17 protein-coding genes are annotated in these 23,493 nt (G+C 64.3%); 9 read left to right on the top strand and 8 right to left on the bottom strand.

Features of this window, described 5'->3' with window-relative positions; genetic code table 11:
* Positions 1 to 4 precede the first annotated feature (4 nt).
* From AC25ND_RS02250 to AC25ND_RS02230, 5 genes are all read right to left on the bottom strand, one after another.
* Positions 5 to 964: an AAA family ATPase gene (locus tag AC25ND_RS02250; RefSeq protein WP_011532987.1), complete on the bottom strand. Its 960-nt coding sequence runs from the start codon at positions 962 to 964 to the stop codon at positions 5 to 7.
* A gap of 1,122 nt (positions 965 to 2,086) precedes the next feature.
* Positions 2,087 to 3,415 carry an MFS transporter gene (locus tag AC25ND_RS02245; RefSeq protein WP_028692929.1) on the bottom strand — a complete coding sequence of 443 codons (1,329 nt, stop codon included), beginning with the start codon at positions 3,413 to 3,415 and terminating at the stop codon, positions 2,087 to 2,089.
* Positions 3,416 to 3,461: 46 nt separating this feature from the next.
* Positions 3,462 to 4,655, bottom strand: coding sequence for an L-2-hydroxyglutarate oxidase (gene lhgO, locus AC25ND_RS02240; RefSeq protein WP_486976070.1), 1,194 nt, complete (start codon positions 4,653 to 4,655; stop codon positions 3,462 to 3,464).
* 102 nt (positions 4,656 to 4,757) lie between these two features.
* Positions 4,758 to 5,468: a FadR/GntR family transcriptional regulator gene (locus AC25ND_RS02235; RefSeq protein ID WP_028692931.1), complete on the bottom strand. Its 711-nt coding sequence runs from the start codon at positions 5,466 to 5,468 to the stop codon at positions 4,758 to 4,760.
* Between the two features lie 105 nt (positions 5,469 to 5,573).
* The gene (locus tag AC25ND_RS02230) at positions 5,574 to 5,927 is read right to left on the bottom strand and encodes a hypothetical protein (protein ID WP_028692932.1); all 354 of its coding nucleotides are present in this window, start codon (positions 5,925 to 5,927) and stop codon (positions 5,574 to 5,576) included.
* 270 nt (positions 5,928 to 6,197) lie between these two features.
* Between AC25ND_RS02230 and AC25ND_RS02225 the strand changes: the two genes are divergently transcribed.
* A complete protein-coding gene (locus AC25ND_RS02225) occupies positions 6,198 to 11,063 on the top strand; it encodes an NAD-glutamate dehydrogenase (protein ID WP_486976069.1) in 4,866 nt (1,621 codons plus the stop codon).
* A gap of 86 nt (positions 11,064 to 11,149) precedes the next feature.
* Here AC25ND_RS02225 and ppsR read toward each other — a convergent pair whose 3' ends face one another.
* Entirely contained in the window at positions 11,150 to 11,968 is an 819-nt protein-coding gene (gene ppsR / locus AC25ND_RS02220) for a posphoenolpyruvate synthetase regulatory kinase/phosphorylase PpsR (RefSeq protein ID WP_028692934.1), read from the bottom strand.
* Positions 11,969 to 12,146: 178 nt separating this feature from the next.
* Here ppsR and ppsA point away from each other — a divergent pair, with 178 nt between their 5' ends.
* The 8 genes from ppsA (at position 12,147) to AC25ND_RS02180 (ending at position 20,417) form a co-directional block, all read left to right on the top strand.
* Complete coding sequence (ppsA, locus tag AC25ND_RS02215) at positions 12,147 to 14,522, top strand: phosphoenolpyruvate synthase (RefSeq protein WP_186597692.1); 2,376 nt, start codon at positions 12,147 to 12,149, stop codon at positions 14,520 to 14,522.
* Between the two features lie 136 nt (positions 14,523 to 14,658).
* Positions 14,659 to 15,651, top strand: a complete 993-nt coding sequence (locus AC25ND_RS02210) for an alpha/beta fold hydrolase (protein WP_307942176.1) — start codon at positions 14,659 to 14,661, stop codon at positions 15,649 to 15,651.
* Positions 15,652 to 15,772: 121 nt separating this feature from the next.
* Complete coding sequence (rraA, locus tag AC25ND_RS02205; RefSeq protein WP_023630330.1) at positions 15,773 to 16,264, top strand: ribonuclease E activity regulator RraA; 492 nt, start codon at positions 15,773 to 15,775, stop codon at positions 16,262 to 16,264.
* A gap of 25 nt (positions 16,265 to 16,289) precedes the next feature.
* Positions 16,290 to 17,285, top strand: a complete 996-nt coding sequence (locus AC25ND_RS02200) for a zinc transporter ZntB (RefSeq protein ID WP_028692937.1) — start codon at positions 16,290 to 16,292, stop codon at positions 17,283 to 17,285.
* Positions 17,286 to 17,495: 210 nt separating this feature from the next.
* On the top strand, positions 17,496 to 17,759 hold the full coding sequence (locus AC25ND_RS02195; RefSeq protein WP_028692938.1) for a hypothetical protein: 264 nt from the start codon (positions 17,496 to 17,498) through the stop codon (positions 17,757 to 17,759).
* 2 nt (positions 17,760 to 17,761) lie between these two features.
* Positions 17,762 to 18,586, top strand: a complete 825-nt coding sequence (locus AC25ND_RS02190) for a mechanosensitive ion channel family protein (RefSeq protein WP_028692939.1) — start codon at positions 17,762 to 17,764, stop codon at positions 18,584 to 18,586.
* Positions 18,587 to 18,698: 112 nt separating this feature from the next.
* Positions 18,699 to 19,265, top strand: coding sequence for an RNA polymerase sigma factor SigX (gene sigX, locus AC25ND_RS02185; RefSeq protein WP_036986838.1), 567 nt, complete (start codon positions 18,699 to 18,701; stop codon positions 19,263 to 19,265).
* A 111-nt stretch (positions 19,266 to 19,376) separates the two neighbouring features.
* Positions 19,377 to 20,417, top strand: coding sequence for an OmpA family protein (locus AC25ND_RS02180; protein ID WP_028692941.1), 1,041 nt, complete (start codon positions 19,377 to 19,379; stop codon positions 20,415 to 20,417).
* Between the two features lie 72 nt (positions 20,418 to 20,489).
* On the opposite strand, the gene AC25ND_RS02175 is transcribed toward AC25ND_RS02180, so the two are convergent.
* Positions 20,490 to 22,148 carry a bifunctional protein-serine/threonine kinase/phosphatase gene (locus tag AC25ND_RS02175; protein WP_062359628.1) on the bottom strand — a complete coding sequence of 553 codons (1,659 nt, stop codon included), beginning with the start codon at positions 22,146 to 22,148 and terminating at the stop codon, positions 20,490 to 20,492.
* Between the two features lie 9 nt (positions 22,149 to 22,157).
* The gene (locus AC25ND_RS02170; protein WP_028692943.1) at positions 22,158 to 23,369 is read right to left on the bottom strand and encodes a nitrate/nitrite transporter; all 1,212 of its coding nucleotides are present in this window, start codon (positions 23,367 to 23,369) and stop codon (positions 22,158 to 22,160) included.
* Positions 23,370 to 23,493 lie beyond the last annotated feature (124 nt).

Below are 23,493 nucleotides of genomic sequence, written 5' to 3'. Positions count from 1 at the left end.
GGGGTCAGGCGACGGCGACGACGTCGAGGATGCGCTGGACCACGCGGTCTTGATCGACCCCGGCCGCCTCGGCCTCGAACGAGAGGATGATGCGGTGGCGCAGCACGTCGAACAGCACTGCCTGGATATCCTCGGGGCTGACGAAGTCGCGCCCGGCCAGCCAGGCGTGGGCGCGTGCGCAACGGTCCAGGGCGATTGAGCCGCGGGGGCTGGCGCCGTAGGCGATCCAGTCGGCCAGCTCACTGTCGAACTTGGCCGGGGTGCGGGTGGCCATGACCAGCTGCACCAGATATTCCTCCACGGCATCTGCCATGTACAGGCCGAGGATTTCCTTGCGGGCGGCGAAGATGGCCTGCTGGCTGACCCGGCGCTCGGGCTTCACCTCGCCACCCAGTGCCTCGCCCCGGGCTTGCAGGAGGATGCGTCGCTCCACCGCGGCGTCTGGGAAGCCGATTTTGACGTGCATGAGGAAGCGGTCGAGCTGGGCCTCGGGCAGCGGGTAGGTGCCTTCCTGCTCGATCGGGTTCTGCGTGGCCATCACCAGGAACAGCGGCGACAACTCGTAGGTGCTGCGTCCAACGCTGACCTGGCGCTCGGCCATGGCTTCGAGCAGCGCCGATTGAACCTTGGCAGGGGCGCGGTTGATTTCGTCGGCCAGCACCAGGTTGTGGAAGATCGGTCCTTGCTGGAACACGAAGCTGCCGGTTTCCGGGCGGTAGATCTCGGTACCGGTGATGTCGGCGGGCAGCAGGTCGGGGGTGAACTGGATGCGATGGAATTGCGCCTCGATGCCCTCGGCGAGCTCCTTGATAGCCTTGGTCTTGGCCAGGCCCGGGGCGCCTTCGACCAGCATGTGGCCGTCGGCCAGGAGCACGATCAGCAGGCGCTCGACCAGTTTTTCCTGGCCGAGGATCTGGGAGGAGAGAAAGGTGCGCAGCGCGATCAGCGCTTCACGGTGTTCCATCGTTGGCGGTTCCTGGGGATGGGCCCTGGCGCGCTGAGGGCGCTTGCCGGGCGAGGGGGGATACTTTAATCCATCCGGGGGGGTGGCGACCAATGGCGGTTTGCAAAAATCGTGTAAAGGATAGAGGTGAGGCAGTGGGAACCTATCGTGGCAGGGAAGTCTGTTACAGGTGTTGGATGGGGTTGCTGGGGGCGCTTCATTGCTTCTTGACGGCGGTCGCTTTGAGGGGGCAGTAGTTACACGTAACGCGGCGCCCACTATCCCCCATAGGTGTTTTCCTGCTCTGCAGGTGATTCATATTTCTTGATCTTGATCTTGATCTTGATCTTGATCTTGATCTTGATCTTGATCTTGATCTTGCTTCTAAGTGCGCAATAGTTCAGGCGCCACCAATTGCGACTTCAGGAGGCCGAGCGGAGTTCTTGCGGAGGGAGGTGACGGCCATGGATGGCCGTCAAGCGCTGCGCCCCAGGATGGGGCGTTCAGCGCGGTCCTCCCGGGAGCAAGAACGGAACGAGGGGACCCCGGAGCGAAGCGTAGGGGCCGGATGAATGGAGCGAGGATTTTTTGGTGACTTTTTGATCCTTCAAAAAGTTACCCGCCGTAAGGGCGGAAAGGTAAATTCGCGTCGCCATCGCGAATGAATGCGCATGTAAATTTCAAAACACATGCTCTAAAAGTCAAAGTCAAATTCGGTCAGTGCTGGTATTGATAGTTGTAGGTGCATTCATTTGCGATGTGGACGCATAGTCACCTTTTCGCCCTTACGGCGAGTTCCTTTTTGAAGGATCAAAAAGGAACCAAAAAATCCTCGCTCCATTCATCCGGCCCTACGCTTCGCTTCGGGTCCCCTCACTCCGGCCTTGCTCCCGGGAGGACCGCGCTGCAGGGCCCATCCTGGGCCCCAGCGCTTGACGGGCATCCATGCCCGTCACCTCCCTGCGCAAGACCTGCGTTCGGCCTCCTGAAGTCGCGAAGTTACGGGCGGCGCCTGGGCTGGCGTAGCTGTCGCTAGTGAGGAGGGGTTAGCCTTGCGATCAAGATCAAGATCAAGATCAAGATCAAGATCAAGATCAAGATCAAGATCAAGATCAAGATCAAGATCAAGATCGTTGGTGTCGCTTAATTCTTCGACTTCGAATGCCGCCAGCCCTGGTCAAGGAACGCAAACACCACCACCAGCACCCCGGCTACCGCGAGGATTAACGCCACGCCATCGGTGGAGTGAGTCGCCGACCCGGCCACCAGCGCCAGCCCGCCCAGCGGCGCCAGGCCACCGGCCACGGCGGTACCGACCTCGCGCCCGGTGCCGAACCCCGACGAGCGGGTCTGGGTCGGGAACTGTCGGCTGAGGAACGAGCCCTGCGGGGCGAACATCATCGGCGCCAGGATCCCGGTGCCCACGGCAATGGCCAGGTAGATCATCATCGGCTCGCCGGTCGACAGCAGTTGCAGGAACGGAAAGGCGAACAGCGCCGACAGCAACCCGCCGAGCATCAGCACGGTCTTGCTGCTCCACTTGTCGCACAGCCAGCCGAAGAACGGCACGGCAAAGATCGCCACCAGGCTGGCCAAGGTCACCGACAGCGAGGTGACGTGGGCCTCGACGCCCTTGAACTGGGTCAGGTAGGCCAGCGAGAAAGTCTTGAAGATGTAGCTCAGGGCGTTGTAGCCCACGGCCACGAAGAACACCACCGCCAGGCCTTTGAGGTCGTTCCGGAACAGCAGCTTGAGCGGCGACACCTGCGGCTTGTCGTCGTCCTTGTCCAGCTCCTTGAAGTCCGGGGTCTCGGGGATGCTCTTGCGCACCCACAGGCCCACCGCCACCAGGGCGATGCTGGCGATGAACGGGATGCGCCAGCCGCCGGCCAGCAGGAACTCGTTGCCGTTCATGGTCAACAGGTACACGGTCAGCGACGACAGCAGCAGGCCCAGGTTCAGCCCCAGCGCCGGCCAGGCGCCCTGGCTGCCGCGCTTGCCTTCGCTGGCGTGCTCGTAGGAGGTCACCGCCGCGCCGGACAGTTCGGCACCGGCGCCCAGGCCCTGGATGATGCGGATGATCACCAGCAGGATCGGCGCCCATATGCCGATGGTGGCGTAGCCGGGGATCAGGCCGATCAGCATGGTGCACAGGCCCATCATGCAAAAGGTGATCACCAGCACGTGCTTGCGCCCGAAGCGATCGCCCAGGTAGCCGAACAGCACGCCGCCGAAGGGCCGGGCGATGAAGCCGATGGCGAAGGTGGAGAACGCCAGCAGCGAGGCCACCGCCGGGTTGCTCGGGTCGAAGAAGATCTTCGAGAAGACGATCGCCGCCATGGTGGCGTAGAGGTAGAAGTCGTACCACTCCAGCATCGAGCCGAAGATGGTCGCCGCCGCCACCTTGCGCAGGCGCTTGCGTTGCTGTTCGGGGGTTTCGCTCGCGGCCAGGGCCGTTTCGTGTACCGACATTGAGGTTTTCCTTGTTGTCTTTGTAATTGTGGATGCAGCGGGTGGATCAGTGGGCCTGGAGAATCTTCTCGGCGATCATCTGGCCGATGGGGATCGCCGAGGTGGCGGCGGGCGACGGCGCATTGCACACATGCACCATGCGTGGCGTCTCGGCGAACAGGAAGTCGTGCACCAGGGTGCCGTCGCGCATCACCGCCTGGGCGCGGATGCCGGCTTCATAGGGCAGCAGGTCCTCGACTTCGAGGGACGGGCAATACTTGCGGCACTGCTCCAGATAGCCGCGCTTGAACAGCGAATTCTTCATCTCGGTGGTGCCGGAACCGAGGTTGTTCCAGAGGGTTTTCCAGAAGCCCGGAAAGCGCGCGTACTCGGCGACATCGCGCCAGTTCACCGAAAACTTGCGGTAGTTCTCCCGACCAAAGCCGAGCACCGCGTTGGGGCCGACGGTGACGCTGCCGTCGATCATCCGCGTCAGGTGCACGCCGAGGAACGGCAGCTCCGGGTCGGGGATCGGGTAGATCAGGTGGTTGACGATCTGGCTCTTGCTCGCTGGCAGGCGGTAGTACTCGCCGCGGAAGGGAATGATCTGATGGTCGATCCTGACCCCGGCCTGGCGCGCCAAGCGGTCGGACTGCAGGCCAGCACAGGCCACCAGCTGGCGGGCGCGCCAGGCGTTGCCGTCGGCGCTGATCGCGACGTGGTCGCCATGTTCCTGGATGGCGCGCACGGTGGTGGACAGGCGCAGTTCGCCGCCGGCCTGGCGGATTACCTTGGCCATGGCGTCGCACACTTGCTGGTAGTCGACGATTCCGGTGGCATCGAGGAACAACGCGCCCTTGCCGACGATGTTCGGCTCCCGCTCGCGCAGGGCGTCGGCATCCAGGCGCTCGACCTTCAGGCCATTGTGCTGCGAGCGCTCGTACAGCGCCTGCATGCGCTGCACTTCCTGGTCGTTGGAGGCCACCAGCAGCTTGCCGCAGACCTCGAAGGCGATGCCGTGCGCGCCGCAGAAATCCTTGGTGGCCTGGGCGCCGCGCTTGCACAGGTCGGCTTTGAGGCTGCCGGGGGCGTAGTAGATGCCGGCATGGATCACGCCGCTGTTGTGGCCGGTCTGGTGACGACCGAGGCTGGCTTCCTTTTCCAGGATCAGCAGCGAAGCGCCGGGGCGTCGTTCGAGCAGGGCCATCGCGGTGGCGAGGCCGACGATGCCGCCGCCGATGATGCAGTAGTCGTAGGTCATGCAGGGTACCTTGGTATTCTTGTCGGTGAATCTGCTTATCAGGTTGTCAGACTAAGTAGTTCGCGTGAAAGCCTCGCCAGGTCGCGATGGGGTTCTCCGGAGTCAGTCGAGGTCGGGAAGGTCGAGTTTCAGGCGCTTGGCAGAGGCGCGCAGGTGGGCTTCAGCGCAGCCGGCAGCCGCCTGGCGGTCACCGTCGGCGATGGCTTGGTACAGCGCCCGGTGCTCGCGCAGGGCATCGGCCGAACCGCCCACCGCCGGGGTGGCGGAGTTTTCCCAGGCGGTGCGGCGCGCGGCGGCCAGCTGGCCGCCGAGGAAATCGTGGAAGGCGACGAAGTAGTCGTTCTTGCTGGCTTCGGCGATGGCGCGGTGGAAGGCCACGTCGGCGGCCGAGGCCGTGGCGAAGTCGCTACGCGGGTTTTCCATGGTGCCCAGGGCGCTGGCCATGCGCGCGAGGTCGTCGGCGTCGCGGCGGCGGGCGGCGATGGCGGCGGCCTGGGTTTCGATCCACAGGCGCATCTCGAACATCTGCACCAGGTCCGGCTTGCGCCCCTGGCTGCCGGGGAAGCGGAACACCGTGCCGCTGGGCGTCTGCGAGATGTACGAGCCGAGCCCGCGGCGGGCGATCAGCACCCCGTCGGCCTTGAGCTGCGCCACGGCCTCGCGCACCACCGAGCGGCTGACATTGAGTTGTTCAGCCAGTTGCTGTTCGGTGGGCAGGCGCGATTCGGCGGCCAGGCGGCCGGAATCGATCTCGGCGCGGATGGCGCTGACGACACGTTCGACGAGGGTGTCGGGGCGCTGGAGCTCTAGCATGGACAGGGGTTCTTATTGGTCAGGTTGTCAGACAATGCCTGTCTCGATAGTGGCCTGTCAATCTCCTGAAGGCTTGCGCGGTCCCTGTAGGAGCGATGTAACAGCTCAGATTTCGGACACGAATGTCCCGGTCCCGGCAAGGATGTTCTGCAACGTTTCCTTCACTTCATCCAGGTCGGTTCCGGCGCTGGTCAGAATGATCTCCAGCGTTTCATCCCCCTTCAGCGCATCACGATCCCCCGCCGCCACCTCGATCAGCAGCCGCTGCGCGCTCAGGGTCACCTTCAGCCCGTCCAGGGTCGACGGCTCGTCATCCAGGGTCAGGTCGACGGTGTCCTCGTCCGGATAACGGGTCAGCAGGAACATCTGGCCCTTGTCGCTGTGGCAGCACAGGGTCGCCATGTTGTCTTCCTCGTCGTCGCAGGGGGTGGCGAAGAGCAGGGCGGTTTTCAGTTGCATGGGCGGCTCGGGTCAATGGCAAAGGAAAGGAATTCTGACAGCCTTGGCGGCCGCGATAAACGTAAAGTTACCGCGCATTGACCGAAATTGTCGCAGCGCTGCAAGCCGCGGTGACCGTTCAGTCGTTAAGCTGCCCAGTCGGTGGACATGACGTTCATGTCCAACGCCTGGTTTTACCGTCCGGCTTGCCGCGGGTTGGCTATCGTTGATCCGTACCGGCGGACGTACGCGACGCTTCACCTATAACAAAGCCCAAGCGGAGTACCACAGATGGCGTTTTTCACCGCAGCCAGCAAAGCCGACTTCCAGCATCAACTGCAGACGGCCCTGGCGCAGCACATCAGCGAACAGTCCCTGCCACAAGTGGCGCTGTTCGCCGAGCAGTTCTTCGGCATCATCTCTCTGGACGAACTCACTCAGCGCAGGCTGTCGGACCTTGCCGGCTGCACGCTGTCCGCCTGGCGCATCATCGAGCGCTTCGACCCCGAACACCCGCAGGTGCGGGTCTACAACCCTGATTACGAACGCCACGGCTGGCAATCGACCCATACCGTGGTCGAGGTGCTGCACCACGACCTGCCATTCCTGGTCGACTCGGTGCGCACCGAACTCAACCGCCGCGGCTACAGCATCCACACCCTGCAGACCACCGTGCTCAGCGTGCGCCGCGGCGCCAAGGGCGAGCTGGTCGAGCTGCTGCCAAAAGGCACCCAGGGCGAGGGCGTCCGTCATGAGTCGCTGATGTACCTGGAGATCGACCGCTGCGCCAATGCCGCCGAGCTCAATACCTTGAGCATGGAGCTGGAGCAGGTGCTGGCCGAAGTGCGCGGCGTGGTCGCCGACTTCGAGCCGATGAAAGCCAAGATCCGCGAGCTGCTGGAGTTGGTGGAACAGAACGCCTTCGGCCCGGCGCAGAACGACAAGGCCGAGGTCAAGAGCTTCCTGTCGTGGCTGCTGGACAACCACTTCACCTTCCTCGGCTACGAGGAGTTTACTGTCGAGTCCGATGCCGACGGCGGCCACCTGGTCTACGACGAGGCCTCGTTCCTGGGCCTGGCCCGCCTGCTGCGCGCAGGCCTGGGCGCCGACGACCTGCGCATCGAGGACTACGCCGTCGCCTACCTGCGCGAGCCGCGCCTGCTGTCGTTCGCCAAGGCCTCGCAGCCAAGCCGCGTGCACCGCCCGGCGTACCCGGACTACGTGTCGATCCGCCAGATCGACCAGGACGGCAAGGTCATCAAGGAATGCCGCTTCATGGGCCTGTACACCTCGTCGGTGTACGGCGAGAGCGTGCACACCATCCCGTACATCCGTGGCAAGGTCGCCGAGGTCGAACGCCGTTCCAACTTCGACCCCAAAGCCCACCTGGGCAAGGAGCTGGCCCAGGTCCTCGAGGTGCTGCCGCGCGACGACCTGTTCCAGACCCCGGTCGACGAACTGCTCAGCACTGTCATGTCGATCGTGCAGATCCAGGAGCGCAACAAGATCCGCGTGTTCCTGCGCAAGGACCCGTACGGCCGCTTCTGCTACTGCCTGGCCTACGTGCCACGTGAGATCTACTCCACCGAGGTGCGGCAGAAGATCCAGCAGGTGCTGATGGAGCGCCTGAAGGCCACCGACTGCGAGTTCTGGACCTTCTTCTCCGAGTCGGTGCTGGCCCGCGTGCAGCTGATCCTGCGGGTGGACCCGAAGAACCGCATCGACATCGATCCGCAGCAGCTGGAAAACGAAGTGATCCAGGCCTGCCGTTCGTGGCAGGACGATTTCTCGGCGCTGGTGGTGGAGAACTTCGGCGAGGCCCACGGCACCAATATTTTGGCCGACTTCCCGAAAGGCTTCCCGGCCGGCTACCGTGAGCGCTTCGCCGCGCACTCGGCCGTGGTCGACATGCAGCATGTGCTGAACCTGTCCGAAGCCAAGCCGCTGGCCATGAGCTTCTACCAGCCGCTGACCCAATTGGGCGAGCGCCAGCTGCACTGCAAGCTGTACCACGCCGATACGCCGCTGGCGCTGTCGGACGTGCTGCCGATCCTGGAAAACCTCGGCCTGCGCGTGCTCGGCGAGTTCCCGTACCGCCTGCGCCACGCCAGCGGCCGCGAGTTCTGGATCCACGACTTCGCCTTCACCTACAGCGAAGGCCTCAATCTTGATATCCAGCAGCTCAACGACACCTTCCAGGACGCCTTCGTCCATATCGTCAAGGGCGACGCCGAAAACGATGCCTTCAACCGCCTGGTGCTGACTGCTGGTCTGCCGTGGCGCGACGTGGCGCTGCTGCGCGCCTATGCCCGCTACCTCAAGCAAATTCGCCTGGGCTTCGATCTGGGCTACATCGCCAGCACCCTGAACAACCACACCGACATCGCCCGCGAGCTGACCCGGTTGTTCAAGACCCGCTTCTACCTGGCGCGCAAGCTGACCCAGGAGGACCTGGACGACAAGCAACAGCGCCTGGAGCAGGCGATTCTCAGCGCCCTGGACGGGGTCCAGGTACTCAACGAGGACCGCATCCTGCGTCGCTACCTGGACCTGATCAAGGCCACCCTGCGCACCAACTTCTACCAGCCGGACGCCAACGGCCAGAACAAGTCGTACTTCAGCTTCAAGTTCAACCCCAAGCTGATCCCGGAACTGCCGAAACCGGTGCCGAAATTCGAGATCTTCGTCTATTCGCCACGGGTCGAGGGCGTGCACCTGCGCTTCGGCAACGTCGCCCGCGGCGGCCTGCGCTGGTCGGATCGCGAAGAGGACTTCCGCACCGAAGTGCTCGGCCTGGTCAAGGCTCAGCAGGTGAAGAACTCGGTGATCGTGCCGGTGGGCGCCAAGGGCGGCTTCCTGCCGCGCCGCCTGCCGCTGGGCGGCAGCCGTGATGAAATCGCCGCCGAAGGCGTGGCGTGCTACCGCATCTTCATCTCCGGCCTGCTCGACATCACCGACAACCTCAAGGACGGTGGCGTGGTGCCGCCGGCCAACGTGGTGCGTCACGATGAGGACGATCCGTACCTGGTGGTGGCGGCCGATAAAGGCACCGCGACCTTCTCCGACATCGCCAATGGCATCGCCATCGACTATGGCTTCTGGCTGGGCGACGCCTTCGCCTCTGGCGGCTCGGCTGGCTATGACCACAAGAAGATGGGTATCACCGCCCGTGGTGCCTGGGTCGGCGTGCAGCGTCACTTCCGCGAACGCGGCATCAACGTGCAGGAAGACCCGATCACCGTGGTCGGTATCGGCGACATGGCCGGCGACGTGTTCGGCAACGGCCTGCTGATGTCCGACAAGCTGCAACTGGTGGCCGCGTTCAACCACCTGCACATCTTCATCGATCCGAATCCGGATCCAGCCACCAGCTTCGTCGAGCGCAAGCGTCTGTTCGACCTGCCGCGCTCGGCCTGGAGCGACTACGACACCAGCATCATGTCCGAAGGCGGCGGGATCTTCCCGCGCAGCGCCAAGAGCATCGCCATCAGCCCGCAGATGAAGGAACGCTTCGCCATCGAGGCCGACCGCCTGACCCCGACCGAGCTGCTGCACGCGTTGCTGCAGGCGCCGGTGGACCTGCTGTGGAACGGCGGTATCGGCACCTACGTCAAGGCCAGCAGCGAAAGCCACGCTGATGTCGGCGACAAGGCCAACGACGCCCTGCGCGTCAACGGCAACGAGCTGCGCTGCAAGGTGGTGGGCGAGGGCGGCAACCTGGGCATGACCCAGCTCGGCCGGGTCGAGTTCGGCCTCAACGGCGGCGCCACCAACACCGACTTCATCGATAACGCCGGCGGCGTGGACTGCTCCGACCACGAGGTCAACATCAAGATCCTGCTCAACGAAGTGGTGCAGGGTGGCGACATGACCGAGAAGCAGCGCAACCAGCTGCTGGGCAGCATGACAGACGAAGTCGCAGAGCTGGTGCTGGGCAACAACTACAAGCAGACGCAAGCGCTGTCGCTGGCTGCCCGTCGCGCCCGAGAGCGAATCGCCGAGTACAAGCGCCTGATGGCCGACCTCGAGGCCCGTGGCAAGCTGGACCGCGCCATCGAGTTCCTGCCCACCGAAGAGCAACTGGCCGAGCGCCTGGCCGCCGGTCACGGCCTGACCCGCGCTGAGCTGTCGGTGCTGATCTCGTACAGCAAGATCGATCTCAAGGAGCAACTGCTCAAGTCGCTGGTGCCGGACGACGACTATCTGACCCGTGACATGGAAACGGCCTTCCCGCCGTCGCTGGTAAGCAAGTTCGCCGACTCGATGCGCCGCCATCGCCTCAAGCGCGAGATCGTCAGCACCCAGATCGCCAACGATCTGGTCAACAACATGGGCATCACCTTCGTTCAGCGCCTGAAGGAGTCCACCGGCATGAGCCCGGCGAACGTCGCCGGCGCCTATGTGATCGTGCGCGACATCTTCCACCTGCCGCACTGGTTCCGCCAGATCGAGGCTCTGGACTACCAAGTCCCTGCCGAGATCCAGCTGACCCTGATGGACGAGCTGATGCGCCTGGGCCGCCGCGCCACCCGCTGGTTCCTGCGCAGCCGTCGCAACGAGCAGGACGCGGGTCGCGATGTCGCCCACTTCGGGCCGAAGATCGCCCAGTTGGGCCTGAAGCTGGACGAGTTGCTGGAAGGTCCGACCCGTGAGCGTTGGATGGTCCGCTACCAAGGCTTCGTCGAGGCCGGCGTGCCGGAACTGCTGGCGCGCATGGTGGCGGGCACCACCCACCTGTACACCCTGTTGCCGATCATCGAGGCCTCGGACGTCACCGGTCACGATCCGGCGCAGGTGGCCAAGGCCTTCTTCGCCGTGGGCAGCTCGCTGGACCTGACCTGGTACCTGCAGGAAATCAGCAACCTGCCGGTGGAGAACAACTGGCAGGCCCTGGCCCGTGAGGCGTTCCGCGACGACATCGACCTGCAGCAGCGGGCGATCACCATCTCGGTGTTGCAGATGGCCGACGCGCCGCAAGACATGGATGCACGGGTGGCGCTGTGGTGCGAGCAGCACCGGGTGATGGTCGAGCGCTGGCGCGCCATGCTCGACGACCTGCGCAATGCCAGCGGCACCGACTATGCGATGTACGCGGTGGCCAACCGCGAGCTGGTCGACCTGGCGATGAGCGGGCAGGCGGCGGTGATTCCGTCCTGAGCCTGGCGTTGAGGTAAAAGAAAGCCCCGGCAGTGATGCCGGGGCTTTTTCATATCTGCTGGCACAATCTCTGTGGGAACGGTGTGTTATTTGAACCTGCGCTCCACGCCTTTCTCCACCAGAATCTTCGCCGAGATCTCCTCCACCGAGAAATGCGTGGAGTTGATGTTGGGAATGTTCTCCCGACGGAACAGGTTCTCCACCTCGCGCACCTCGAACTCGCACTGGGCAAAGCTCGAGTAGCGGCTGTTGGGCTTGCGCTCGTGGCGGATGGCGGTCAGGCGGTCGGGGTCGATGGTCAGGCCGAACAGCTTGCTGTGGTGCTTCTTCAGCACCGCCGGCAGTTGCAGGCGCTCCATGTCGTCCTCGGTCAGCGGGTAGTTGGCGGCGCGGATGCCGAACTGCATGGCCATGTACAGGCAGGTCGGGGTCTTGCCGCAGCGCGACACACCGACCAGGATCAGGTCGGCCTTGTCGTAATAGTGGGTGCGCGCGCCGTCGTCGTTGTCGAGGGCAAAGTTGACCGCCTCGATGCGCTCCATGTAGTTGGAATTGCCGCCGATCGAGTGGGACTTGCCCACGGAATACGACGAATGGGCGGTCAATTCCTGCTCGAGCGGGGATAAAAACGTCGAGAAGATGTCGATCATGAAGCCATTGGACGTGGCCATGACCTCGCGGATGTCCTGGTTGACGATGGTGTCGAAAATGATCGGACGCACCCCGTCGCGCTCGGCCGCGGCGTTGATCTGCTGGACCATGGCCCGGGCCTTGTCCAGCGTGTCGATGTAGGGGCGCGTGAATTTATTGAACGGAATGCTCTCGAATTGTGCGAGCAAGCTCTGGCCCAGCGTTTCTGCAGTGATGCCGGTACCGTCGGAGATGAAGAACGCGGTTCGTTTCATTTGCACCTGGGGGCCTTAAGCTGCCGAAGATTTCTGGATATGATAGGTTCGGTTTGCCGAACGCGGTTGCTCGGCATTCTCACTTATTTTCCAGGTCCAGGCCACAAGCGTCCGGCCCAGTCAGTCAGGCAGGCGGGCGCCCTTGAGCTTTTCCAATACAGTTAGTGGAGAGATCACCTTGGTAGAGTACGTAGTTTCCCTCGATAAGCTCGGCGTCCATGATGTGGAGCATGTGGGGGGCAAGAACGCATCCCTGGGCGAGATGATCAGTAACCTCGCAGGTGCCGGTGTCTCGGTGCCGGGCGGCTTTGCCACTACGGCTCAGGCGTACCGCGATTTTCTCGAACAAAGTGGCCTCAACGACCGCATCCACGCGGCGCTCGATGCGCTGGACGTCGATGACGTCAACGCTCTGGCCAAGACCGGCGCGCAGATCCGCCAGTGGGTGATGGAAGCCGATTTCCCGGCGCGCCTGGATTCGGAAATCCGTACGGCCTTCGCCGAGATGGCCGGCGGCAATGAAAACATGGCGGTGGCCGTGCGTTCCTCGGCCACCGCCGAAGACCTGCCGGATGCCTCCTTTGCCGGCCAGCAGGAGACCTTCCTCAACATTCGTGGCGTCGACAACGTGATCCGCGCGGCCAAGGAAGTGTTCGCGTCGCTGTTCAACGACCGCGCCATTTCCTACCGCGTGCACCAGGGCTTCGACCACAAGCTGGTGGCCCTGTCCGCTGGTGTGCAGCGCATGGTCCGCTCCGAGACCGGCACCGCCGGCGTGATGTTCACCCTCGACACCGAGTCGGGTTTTCGCGATGTGGTGTTCATCACCGGCGCCTACGGCCTGGGCGAGACCGTGGTGCAGGGCGCGGTCAACCCTGACGAATTCTACGTGCACAAGCAGACGCTGCAGGCCGGCCGCCCGGCGATCCTGCGCCGCAACCTGGGCAGCAAGGCGGTCAAGATGGTCTACGGCGACGAGGCCAAGGCCGGTCGTTCGGTCAAGACCGTCGAGGTCGAGCGTGCCGAGCGCGCGCGCTTCTGCCTGAGCGACGCCGAGGTAAACGAGCTGGCCAAGCAGGCGATGATCATCGAGCAGCACTACCAGCGCCCGATGGACATCGAATGGGCCAAGGACGGTGACGACGGCAAGCTGTACATCGTCCAGGCCCGCCCTGAGACCGTGAAGAGCCGCTCCAGCGCCAATGTCATGGAACGCTACCTGCTGAAGGAGAAAGGCACCGTGCTGGTCGAGGGCCGCGCCATCGGCCAGCGCATCGGCGCCGGCAAGGTTCGCGTGATCAACGATGTCTCGGAAATGGACAAGGTCCAGCCGGGCGACGTACTGGTCTCGGACATGACCGACCCGGACTGGGAGCCGGTGATGAAGCGCGCCAGCGCCATCGTCACCAACCGCGGCGGGCGTACCTGCCACGCGGCGATCATCGCCCGTGAACTGGGCATCCCGGCTGTCGTCGGCTGCGGCAACGCCACCCAGGTCCTGAAAGACGGCCAGGGCGTCACTGTATCCTGCGCCGAAGGCGATACCGGCTTCATCTTCGAAGGTGAGCTGGGCTTCGACGTCAAGCAGAACTCGGTCGATGCCATGCCGGAGCTACCGTTCAAGATCATGATGAACGTCGGCAACCCGGACCGCGCCTTCGACTTCGCCCAGTTGCCCAACGCCGGTGTCGGCCTGGCGCGCCTGGAGTTCATCATCAACCGCATGATCGGCGTGCACCCCAAGGCGCTGCTCAACTACGCCGGCTTGCCGCCGGAGCTGAAGGAAAGCGTCGACAAGCGCATCGCCGGCTATGACGACCCGGTCGGCTTCTATGTCGAGAAGCTGGTCGAGGGCATCAGCACCCTGGCTGCGGCCTTCTACCCGAAAAAGGTCATCGTGCGCCTTTCGGACTTCAAGTCCAACGAGTACGCCAACCTGATCGGCGGCAAGCTCTACGAGCCGGAAGAAGAGAACCCGATGCTGGGCTTCCGCGGTGCCTCGCGCTACATCAGCGAGTCGTTCCGTGACTGCTTCGAGCTCGAGTGCCGTGCGCTGAAGCGGGTGCGCAACGAGATGGGCCTGACCAACGTCGAGATCATGGTGCCATTCGTGCGTACCCTGGGCGAAGCCAGCCAGGTTGTCGACCTGCTCGCCGAGAATGGCCTGGCCCGCGGTGACAACGGCCTGCGCGTGATCATGATGTGCGAGCTGCCGTCCAATGCCATCCTTGCCGAAGAGTTCCTCGAGTACTTCGACGGCTTCTCCATCGGCTCCAACGACCTGACCCAGCTGACCCTGGGCCTGGACCGCGACTCTGGCATCATTGCCCACCTGTTCGATGAACGTAACCCGGCCGTGAAGAAGCTGCTGGCCAATGCCATCGCCGCGTGCAACAAGGCCGGCAAGTACATCGGCATCTGCGGCCAGGGCCCGTCGGACCACCCGGACCTGGCCAAGTGGCTGATGGAGCAGGGCATCGAGAGCGTGTCGCTGAACCCGGACTCGGTGCTCGAGACCTGGTTCTTCCTGGCCGAGGGCCAGGGCGCGGCCTGATGCGCTGAAGGCAACACACTGTGGGAGCGGGCTTGCCCCGCGATAGCGCCAGATGGGACAGCAGTGTCTGCAGGTCTGGCTCAATCGCGGGGCAAGCCCGCTCCCACGTTCAAGTCACCTGTTTTTTCGTGAACCCATGCAAAGCAGCTCCACCCAATTCCCAGTCGCGTTGCTCAGTGCCGAGCGCCGCGGCGACCTCAGCGAAGATGTCTATCGGATCAAGGCCGGCAACAGCCCCGACCCGAGCGTCGAGCTGGCCGTCACCCGCCTGGGCCTGGCCGACCAGGATCGCGCGCAGGGCGTGCCGGTCATCCTCCTGCACGGCAGTTTCTCCAATCGGCGCTTCTGGTACTCGCCCAAGGGCGTCGGCCTGGGCGCCTACCTGGCCCGCGCCGGGTTCGATGTGTGGATCCCGGAGATGCGCGGCCATGGCCTGTCGCCGCGCAACCGCGACTGGCGGCAGAACCGCGTGGCCGACTATGCCCGCTACGACCTGCCGGTAATCGGCGCTTTCGTTCGTGAGCAGGCCGGGCAGGCGCCGCACTGGGTCGGCCACTCGCTGGGTGGCACCACCCTGGCGGCGGCCCTGGGCAGCGGTTGCCTGGATACCGCGCTGGTGGCCAGTGCGGCGCTGTTCGGCACCCAGGTCAGCCGGGTCTACTGGCCGCTGAAAGTGCCGCCGGTGGAGTGGGGCGCGCGGGTGTTGCTCAAGCGCTTCGCGCAGATCTCGGGCTCGCGCCTCAAGCGTGGCCCTGAGGACGAACCTATCGGTTTGGCCTTGGAGAGCCTGCGCTGGAATGGCCTGTTCGGCCGCTTCGGCGACAAGGACAAGGACTGGTGGGCGGGCCTGGCCGAGGTCGAGGTGCCGCTACTGGCGGTGGCCGGGGCCGGCGACTTCCAGGACCCGGTGTGGGCCTGTCGCAAGCTGTTCGAGCAGTTCGGCGGTGACGCCAGGCAGTTCCTGCGCCTGGGGCGCGAGGAGGGCTTCGAGGCCTTCGGACATGTCGACATGCTGGTCAGCAAGGCGGCGCAAACCCAGGTGTGGCCGCTGGTGGAGCGCTGGTTGAGGGATCCGCGAGTGCCGGTGCATGCCTCGACGGATGTGATGGAGCCGGTGCCCGCCAATTGATTGCGTGTCGGCATCTTCGCAGGTAAAGGCGAACTGACTGCTCGGTCCCGGATGACTGCCGGCCTCCTGCGGTGTAGCCTTGCTCCACATCCGCTTTCGTTGTGACTGACAGGAGTTTCCCATGCAGCATTACGTAACGCCCGACCTGTGCGACGCCTACCCGGACCTGGTCCAGGTGCTCGAACCGATGTTCAGCAACTTCGGCGGCCACGACTCGTTCGGTGGCCAGATCGTCACCATCAAGTGCTTCGAGGATAACTCGCTGGTGAAGGAGCAGGTCGAACTCGACGGCAAGGGCAAGGTCCTGGTGGTCGACGGCGGCGGCTCGCTGCGCCGCGCGCTGCTGGGCGACATGCTCGCCGAGAAGGCCGCGAAGAATGGCTGGGAAGGCCTGCTGATCTACGGCTGCGTGCGTGACGTGGACGTGCTGGCGCAGACCGATGTCGGCATCCAGGCCCTGGCCAGTCACCCGATGAAGACCGACAAGCGCGGCATCGGCGACCTCAATGTCGCGGTGACCTTCGCCGGCGTGACCTTCCGCCCGGGCGAGTACGTGTATGCCGACAACAACGGCGTGCTGGTCTCGCCAAGCCCGCTGAAGATGCCCGAGTGACGCGCCGTACACCGATGGAGCTTTGATGTTCGAGGAAGACAACGCGCAGTGGGGCCTGGTGCATGCCCTGGTGCTCGATGGCAAGGGTGGCGCGCGCTCGATCGCCCGCACCGAGCTGGACGACCTGCAGCTGCAGCCCCAGGAGAGCCTGTGGCTGCACTGGGATCGCAGTCACCCGCAGACCCGCACCTGGTTGCTCCACGACAGTGGCCTCAGCGAGTTCGCCTGCGAGCTGCTGCTGGAGGAAAACACCCGCCCACGCCTGCTGCCGCTGGCCGACGAGCAGATGCTGCTGTTCCTGCGCGGGGTCAACCTCAACCCGGGCGCCGAGCCCGAGGACATGGTCTCGGTGCGCATCTTCGCCGAGGCGCGGCGGGTCATTTCCCTGCGTCTGCGGCCCCTGCGGGCGAGTGACGAGGTCTTGCAGCAACTGGACGAGGGCAGGGGGCCGAAGACTGCCTCCGAACTGCTGTTGCTGATGGGCGAGCTGTTGACCGAAAAGGTCCAGGCGCTGGTCAGTGACCTGTCAGAAGCGGTCGATCTGGAAGAAGAAAAGGCAGAATCCGACGAACGGTATTCTCCGGCCCAGGGCAGCCTGCAGCAGATCCGTCGCCGCGCCGCCGGCCTGCGGCGTTTCCTCGCCCCCCAGCGCGACATCTATGCCCAGCTGTCGCGCAATAAATACAGCTGGTTCGCCGATGCCGATGGGGACTACTGGAACGAGCTGAACAACAGCCTGATCCGCTACCTCGAAGAGCTCGAGCTGGCCCGCGAGCGCGCCGCGCTGGTGCTGGAAAGCGAGGACCGGCGGCGCAGCGAGCGGATGAACCGGACCATGTACCGGTTCGGCATCATCACCTGCATATTCCTGCCCATGAGCTTCGTTACCGGGCTGCTTGGCATCAATGTCGGCGGAATTCCGGGGGCGGAAAACCCCTACGGCTTCCTGTTCGCCTGCATCGTCGTGCTGGGGCTGGCGGCAGGGCAGTGGTGGATGTTTCGGCGGTTGCGGTGGGTTTGACATCGAAGGGGCCGCTGCGCAGCCCATCGCGACACAAGGCCGCTCCTACAGGGATCGCGTTTGCCTGTGGGAGCGGCCTTGTGTCGCGATGGGGCGCGCAGCGGTCCCTGAGTAGTGGCCAGCGGAGGCAATTTGAAACATTCGTCCCAGTGGCAGGTGTGACCTGTCGTCACCAGCCCTCGTCTTTGACTGACATTGCGCGAGGTGCCCATGCACGATCCGTTTGAAGAATCCCTGCGCGACCTGCTCAAGGCGTCGCCGTCCGGCCAGGACCGCGACGACGCCGCCTGCCTGGGTCGCGTGCTCAAGACCGCCAACCGCCAGGTCGGCGCGGGCGATCTGTTCAGCCTGCTTGGCCGCTGGAGCCAGGCGCTGCTGATCGCCGTGAACAATGGTTCGGCGCACGTCGCGCCGGTCCGTCGCAACTCTACCCGCAAACCTGCCGCCGGCAGCAACGCAGATAAGGCCGATTGAATATGGAACTCGATCTCTGGACCCAGAGCTTGGTCACCGCCATGACTGCCCTTTGGACCAAAGTGGCGAACTTCATCCCCAACCTGTTCGGCGCGCTGGTGGTGGTGCTGCTTGGTTTCGTCGTGGCCAAGCTGCTCGACACCCTGCTGTCCAAGGTGCTGGCCAAGTTCGGCCTGGATCGCCTGATGAGCGGCACCGGGCTGACCAAGATGCTCGCCCGGGTCGGCATCCAGGTGCCGATCTCGACCCTGATCGGCAAGATCGTCTACTGGTTCGTGCTGCTGATCTTCCTGGTCTCGGCCGCCGAATCCCTGGGGCTCGAGCGGGTCTCGGCGACCCTCGACATGCTCGCCCTGTACCTGCCCAAGGTGTTTGGCGCGGCCCTGGTGCTGCTGGCCGGCGTGCTTCTGGCGCAACTGGTCAACGGCCTGGTGCGCGGTGCCGCCGAGGGCATTGGCCTGGAATACGCCGCCGGCGTCGGGCGCATCGCCCAGGGCCTGGTGATCATCATCAGCATCTCGGTGGCCATCAGCCAGCTCGAGGTCAAGACCGACCTGCTGAACCACGTGATCGTCATTGGCTTGATTACCGTTGGTCTGGCAATTGCATTGGCGATGGGGCTGGGCAGCCGGGAAATCGCCGGGCAGATCCTGGCCGGCATCTATGTGCGCGAGCTGTACCAGGTCGGCCAGCAGGTGCGCATTGGCGAGGTCGAAGGCCACATCGAGGAGATCGGCACGGTCAAGACGACCCTGCTGACCGATGAGGGCGAACTGGTGTCGCTGTCTAATCGCGAGCTGCTCGAGCAGCGCGTGAATAGCCGCTAACCGCGCAAAAGCTGTTAATGTATGCCGCCGCAAAAATCGGCCCAGGGGCCGAGCGGCGACATTGACCTGACTGTCGGCCAGATCCGTTTTGAATAAAGTTCATTCGCCGCCCATGCGCTATGACCCCCGCGAGCTCACCGACGAGGAGTTGGTGGCGCGATCGCATGAGGAGCTGTTTCACGTCACCCGCGCCTACGAGGAGCTGATGCGCCGCTACCAGCGCACGCTGTTCAACGTCTGCGCGCGCTACCTGGGGAACGATCGGGATGCCGACGATGTCTGTCAGGAGGTGATGCTCAAGGTGCTCTACGGGTTGAAGAACTTCGAGGGCAAGTCCAAGTTCAAGACCTGGCTCTACAGCATCACCTACAACGAATGCATCACCCAGTACCGCAAGGAGCGTCGCAAGCGCCGGCTGATGGATGCCCTGAGTCTGGACCCTGTCGAAGAGGCGTCCGAGGACAAGGCACCGAAGCCGGAGGAAAAAGGCGGGCTGGACAGATGGCTGGTGCATGTGAACCCGATCGACCGGGAAATCCTGGTGCTGCGATTTGTCGCAGAGCTGGAATTCCAGGAGATCGCGGACATCATGCACATGGGCCTGAGCGCCACGAAGATGCGCTACAAGCGTGCGCTCGACAAGCTTAGAGAGAAATTTGCAGGCCTGGCTGAAACTTAGTTGTCAGCAAATACCTCTAACCAATCGGCAAGTTCTGCTAGACTTGCCGTCGAGTTGTCCCCCCGGATTTTGGTGGGACTGCTTAACTATCACCAGATGGGGATTTAACGGATGAAATTGAAAAACACCTTGGGCTTGGCCATTGGCTCGCTCGTGGCCGCTACTTCGTTCGGCGTTCTGGCTCAAGGCCAAGGCGCTGTCGAAATCGAAGGCAACGTCACCAAGCAGTACTACGACAGCGAACGTAACTTCAAGAACGACGGCACCAACCCAGGTGTCCGCCTCGGTTACTTCCTGACCGACGACGTCTCCCTGGACCTGGGCTACAACGAGACCCACAACGCGCGTGGCGAAGTCTTCAACAAAGACATCAAAGGCTCCAAGACCAAGCTGGACGCCACCTACCACTTCGGTACCGTCGGTGACGCCCTGCGTCCGTACGTTTCCGCTGGTTTCGCTCACGAGAGCCTGGGCCAGGCCACTCGTAACGGCCGTGACCACTCCACCTTCGCCAACGTTGGCGCTGGCGCCAAGTGGTACATCACCGACATGTTCTTCGCCCGTGCCGGCGTCGAAGCCATGTACAACATCGACAACGGCAACACCGAGTGGGGCCCGACCGTCGGTCTGGGTCTGAACTTCGGTGGTAGCGGTGGCCAGAAAGCCGCTCCTGCGCCGGCTCCGGTCGCCGAAGTCTGCTCCGACAGCGACAACGATGGCGTCTGCGACAACGTCGACAAGTGCCCTGACACCCCAGCCAACGTTACCGTTGACGCTGATGGCTGCCCGGCTGTTGCCGAAGTCGTTCGCGTTGAACTGGACGTCAAGTTCGACTTCGACAAGTCGGTCGTCAAGCCAAACAGCTACGGCGACATCAAGAACCTGGCTGACTTCATGAAGCAGTACCCACAGACCACCACCACCGTGGAAGGTCACACTGACTCCGTCGGCCCAGACGCTTACAACCAGAAGCTGTCCGAGCGTCGTGCCAACGCTGTCAAGCAAGTCCTGACCCAGCAGTACGGCATCGAATCGAGCCGTGTTGACTCGGTTGGCTACGGTGAGACCCGTCCGGTCGCCGACAACGCCACCGAAGCTGGTCGCGCCGTCAACCGTCGCGTAGAAGCTCAGGTAGAAGCCCAGGCCAAGTAATTGGTTTGACGCTTCACGAAAAACCCGGCCTTGGCCGGGTTTTTCTTTGCCTGCGATTTCTCGCGAATGCGCTCAGGGCTTGAGCAGCACCAGCAACAACACCATGTTCAACAGCAGTGACACCAACCCAATCGTTCGCCATACCTTCAACGGCTCGCGCTCCAGCAGCGGCCGTGGCCGCTCGGTCAGCTCCTGGCGATCTCCCCGCTCCAGCAACAGCAACCACTGCTCTGCGGTCTCGAACCGCTGCGCGGGGTCGGCGGCCACCGCCTGCAACAGGTTACGCTGCAACCATTCCGGTAGATCCGGCCGATAACGCGCCGGGTTCACTGGCGTACCGAAACGCGGCCGCTGGAACGCCTCGACCTCGCCGTAGGGGTAATGGCCGGTGAGCAGGTGGTAAAGCGTCACGCCCACTGCATACAGGTCCTGGCGCGGCGCGGGGGGCTGGCCGTCGAAGGCTTCCGGGGCGAGAAACGAGGGTGTGCCCGGCAAGGCATGGGGCGGGTCTTCGCAAAGCCCAGGGCAGTACGCCAGCCCAAAGTCCAGCAGGCGCAACTGGCCATCGCTGCCGTAGTGCAGGTTCTCCGGCTTGATGTCGCGGTGCAGCAGGTTGCGCCGATGCAGCACGCCGACGGCTTGCAGCAGCTGGCGGGCGACCTCCAGCCATTGCGCCAGCGGCAGCGGGGGCTGTCCGCTGAGGGGCGTGCCGGGGTAATCGCGCATCAGGTAGTACAGATGCTGGCGTTGACTGGCCGGGTGCACCTCAGGGAAGTGACGGCCGGCGACACGGCGTAGGAACCACTCTTCCAGCAGCAGCGCCTGGGCGGCCCCGGGCTCCTGGTCGCGTGACTGCGGCAGGGTCTTGAGCAGCCAGGGTTGGCCGTGCGGGTCGCGGACCCGGTACAGCAGCGATTGCCGACTCTGGGCCAGCAGGCCGTCGACTTGCCAGCCATCGATCGACTGGCCGTCACGCAACGCACCTGGCAGCGGCCAGTGCTGGAGTTGCGCCAGCGTGTCGCCCAGATTGCTGGCGCCCAGCTGATCTACTCGCACTAGCAAGGCGCTGGCGTTGTCCTGGCTGCCGCAATGGTGGGCACTGGCAACCAGGGTTTCGGCGGCCATCTGCAGGTCGGGTTGTTCGCGCAGGATCGCGCGGATGTGCGCATCGCCCAGGCTGGCCCACACGCCGTCGCTGAGCAGCACGAAGCACTCGCCTTCGCACAGGTCGCCTTCCAGGTAGTCCACCAGCAGTTGCTGGTCCAGCCCCAGCGCGCGCTTGAGCACGTGCTGCATGCCGGGCTGGTCCCAGACATGGTCTTGGCTCAGGCAGTGCAGCTGGTCGGCTTGCCAGCGATACACCCGGCAATCGCCGACATGGGCCAGGGTGAATCGCCGCCCGCGCAGCACCAGGGCGCTGAGGGTGGTCAGCAGTGGCTGGCCATTGCCTTGGGCACGCAACCAGCGGTTCTGCGCCGTGAGCAGGCGCTCCAGCGCCTGCGTCACGGCCCAGGTGGCGGGCGTGGCGTAGTAGTCCAAGGCCAGGGCCTGCAGGCTGGAGCGCGCCGCCAGGCCACCATCGGCGCACTGGCTGACGCCGTCGGCCAGTGCGCACAAGTAACCTTTGCTGGCGGCCAGCTCCGGCGCGGGGGTCACCAGGCGCAGGGCGTCCTGGTTTTCCGGGCGAGGTCCGGTGGCGCTGGCCTGGGCGAAGCTCAGTTGCAGGCTCATGGCGCGGCCTCAGACCCGCGCGGCGGTGATCGCCGCCGAGCCCCAGGTGGTGCGCCAGCGTTGCTTGACACCATGCAGGCCGACCCAGGCCAGCAGGCCGAGGCTGGCGAACAGCCACAGGCCGAGCTGGTAGTCGCCGGTATGCTGCTTGATGGTGCCCAGGCCTGCGGCAAGCAGGAAACCGCCGATGCCGCCAGCCATGCCGATCAGCCCGGTCATTACGCCGATCTCCTGACGGAAGCGCTGTGGTACCAGTTGGAACACCGCGCCGTTGGCGGCGCCCAGCCCGAGCATGGTACTGACGAACAGGGCCAGGGCCGCCGCAGCGCTGGGCAGGTTGAAGCCCACTGCGGCGATACACACGGTGGCCACGCCGTACATTGCCAGCAGGGTGCGAATTCCGCCGAAGCGGTCGGCCAGGGCACCGCCGAGGGGGCGCATCAGGCTGCCGGCGAACACGCAAGCGGCGGTGTAGTAGCCCGCGGTCACTGGGCTCAGGCCGTACTGGTCGCTGAAGTAGCCGGGCAGGGTGCTGGCCAGGCCGATGAAGCCGCCGAAGGTCACGCTGTAGAAGAACATGAACCACCAGCTGTCGCGATCACCCAATGCCTTGAGGTAGTCGGCCATTGCCTTGGGCCTTGGACGTTGCGGTGCATTGCGCGCCAGCAGGGCGAACAGGACGAGGGTCAGCAGCAAGGGCAGCAGGGCGAAGCCGAACACATTGTTCCAGCCGAAGCCCGCCGCCAGCGCCGGGGCCAGCAGCGCGGCGAACACCGTGCCGGAGTTGCCGGCGCCGGCGATGCCCATGGCCTTGCCCTGGTGCTGGGGCGGATACCATTGCGAGGCCAGCGGCAGGGATACGGCGAACGAGGCACCGGCAAAGCCGAGGAACACGCCCAGCAGCAACGCCTGCTCGTAGCTGTGAACGCCCAGGTGCCAGGCGCAGGCCAGGGCGACGATCACGATGAACTGGCCGATCAGCCCGGCGGTCTTGGGCGACAGGCGATCGACCAGTAGCCCCATGGCAAAGCGCAGCACCGCGCCGGCCAAGATCGGCGTGGCCACCATCAGCCCCCGTTGCTGGGCGCTAAGCTGCAGGTCGGCGGCGATCTGCACCGCCAGGGGGCCGAGCAGGTACCAGACCATGAAGCTCAGGTCGAAATACAGGAAGGCGGCGAACAGCGTGGGCACATGCCCGGATTTCCAGAAGCTCGTATTCATCGAACACCTCGTTGGGCGCGGAAACGAAAAGACGCCGCTGCCCGGTCCACGGCCGTGGAAGGGCGAGCGACGTCTTTGTCGGGGGTATGGGGGCAACCGCCGTTGGCTACCGGGGCGATTTCAG

The sequence above is a fragment of the Pseudomonas sp. P110(2024) genome (assembly GCF_057480795.1).
This window is presented reverse-complemented; position numbering and strand designations above follow the sequence as displayed.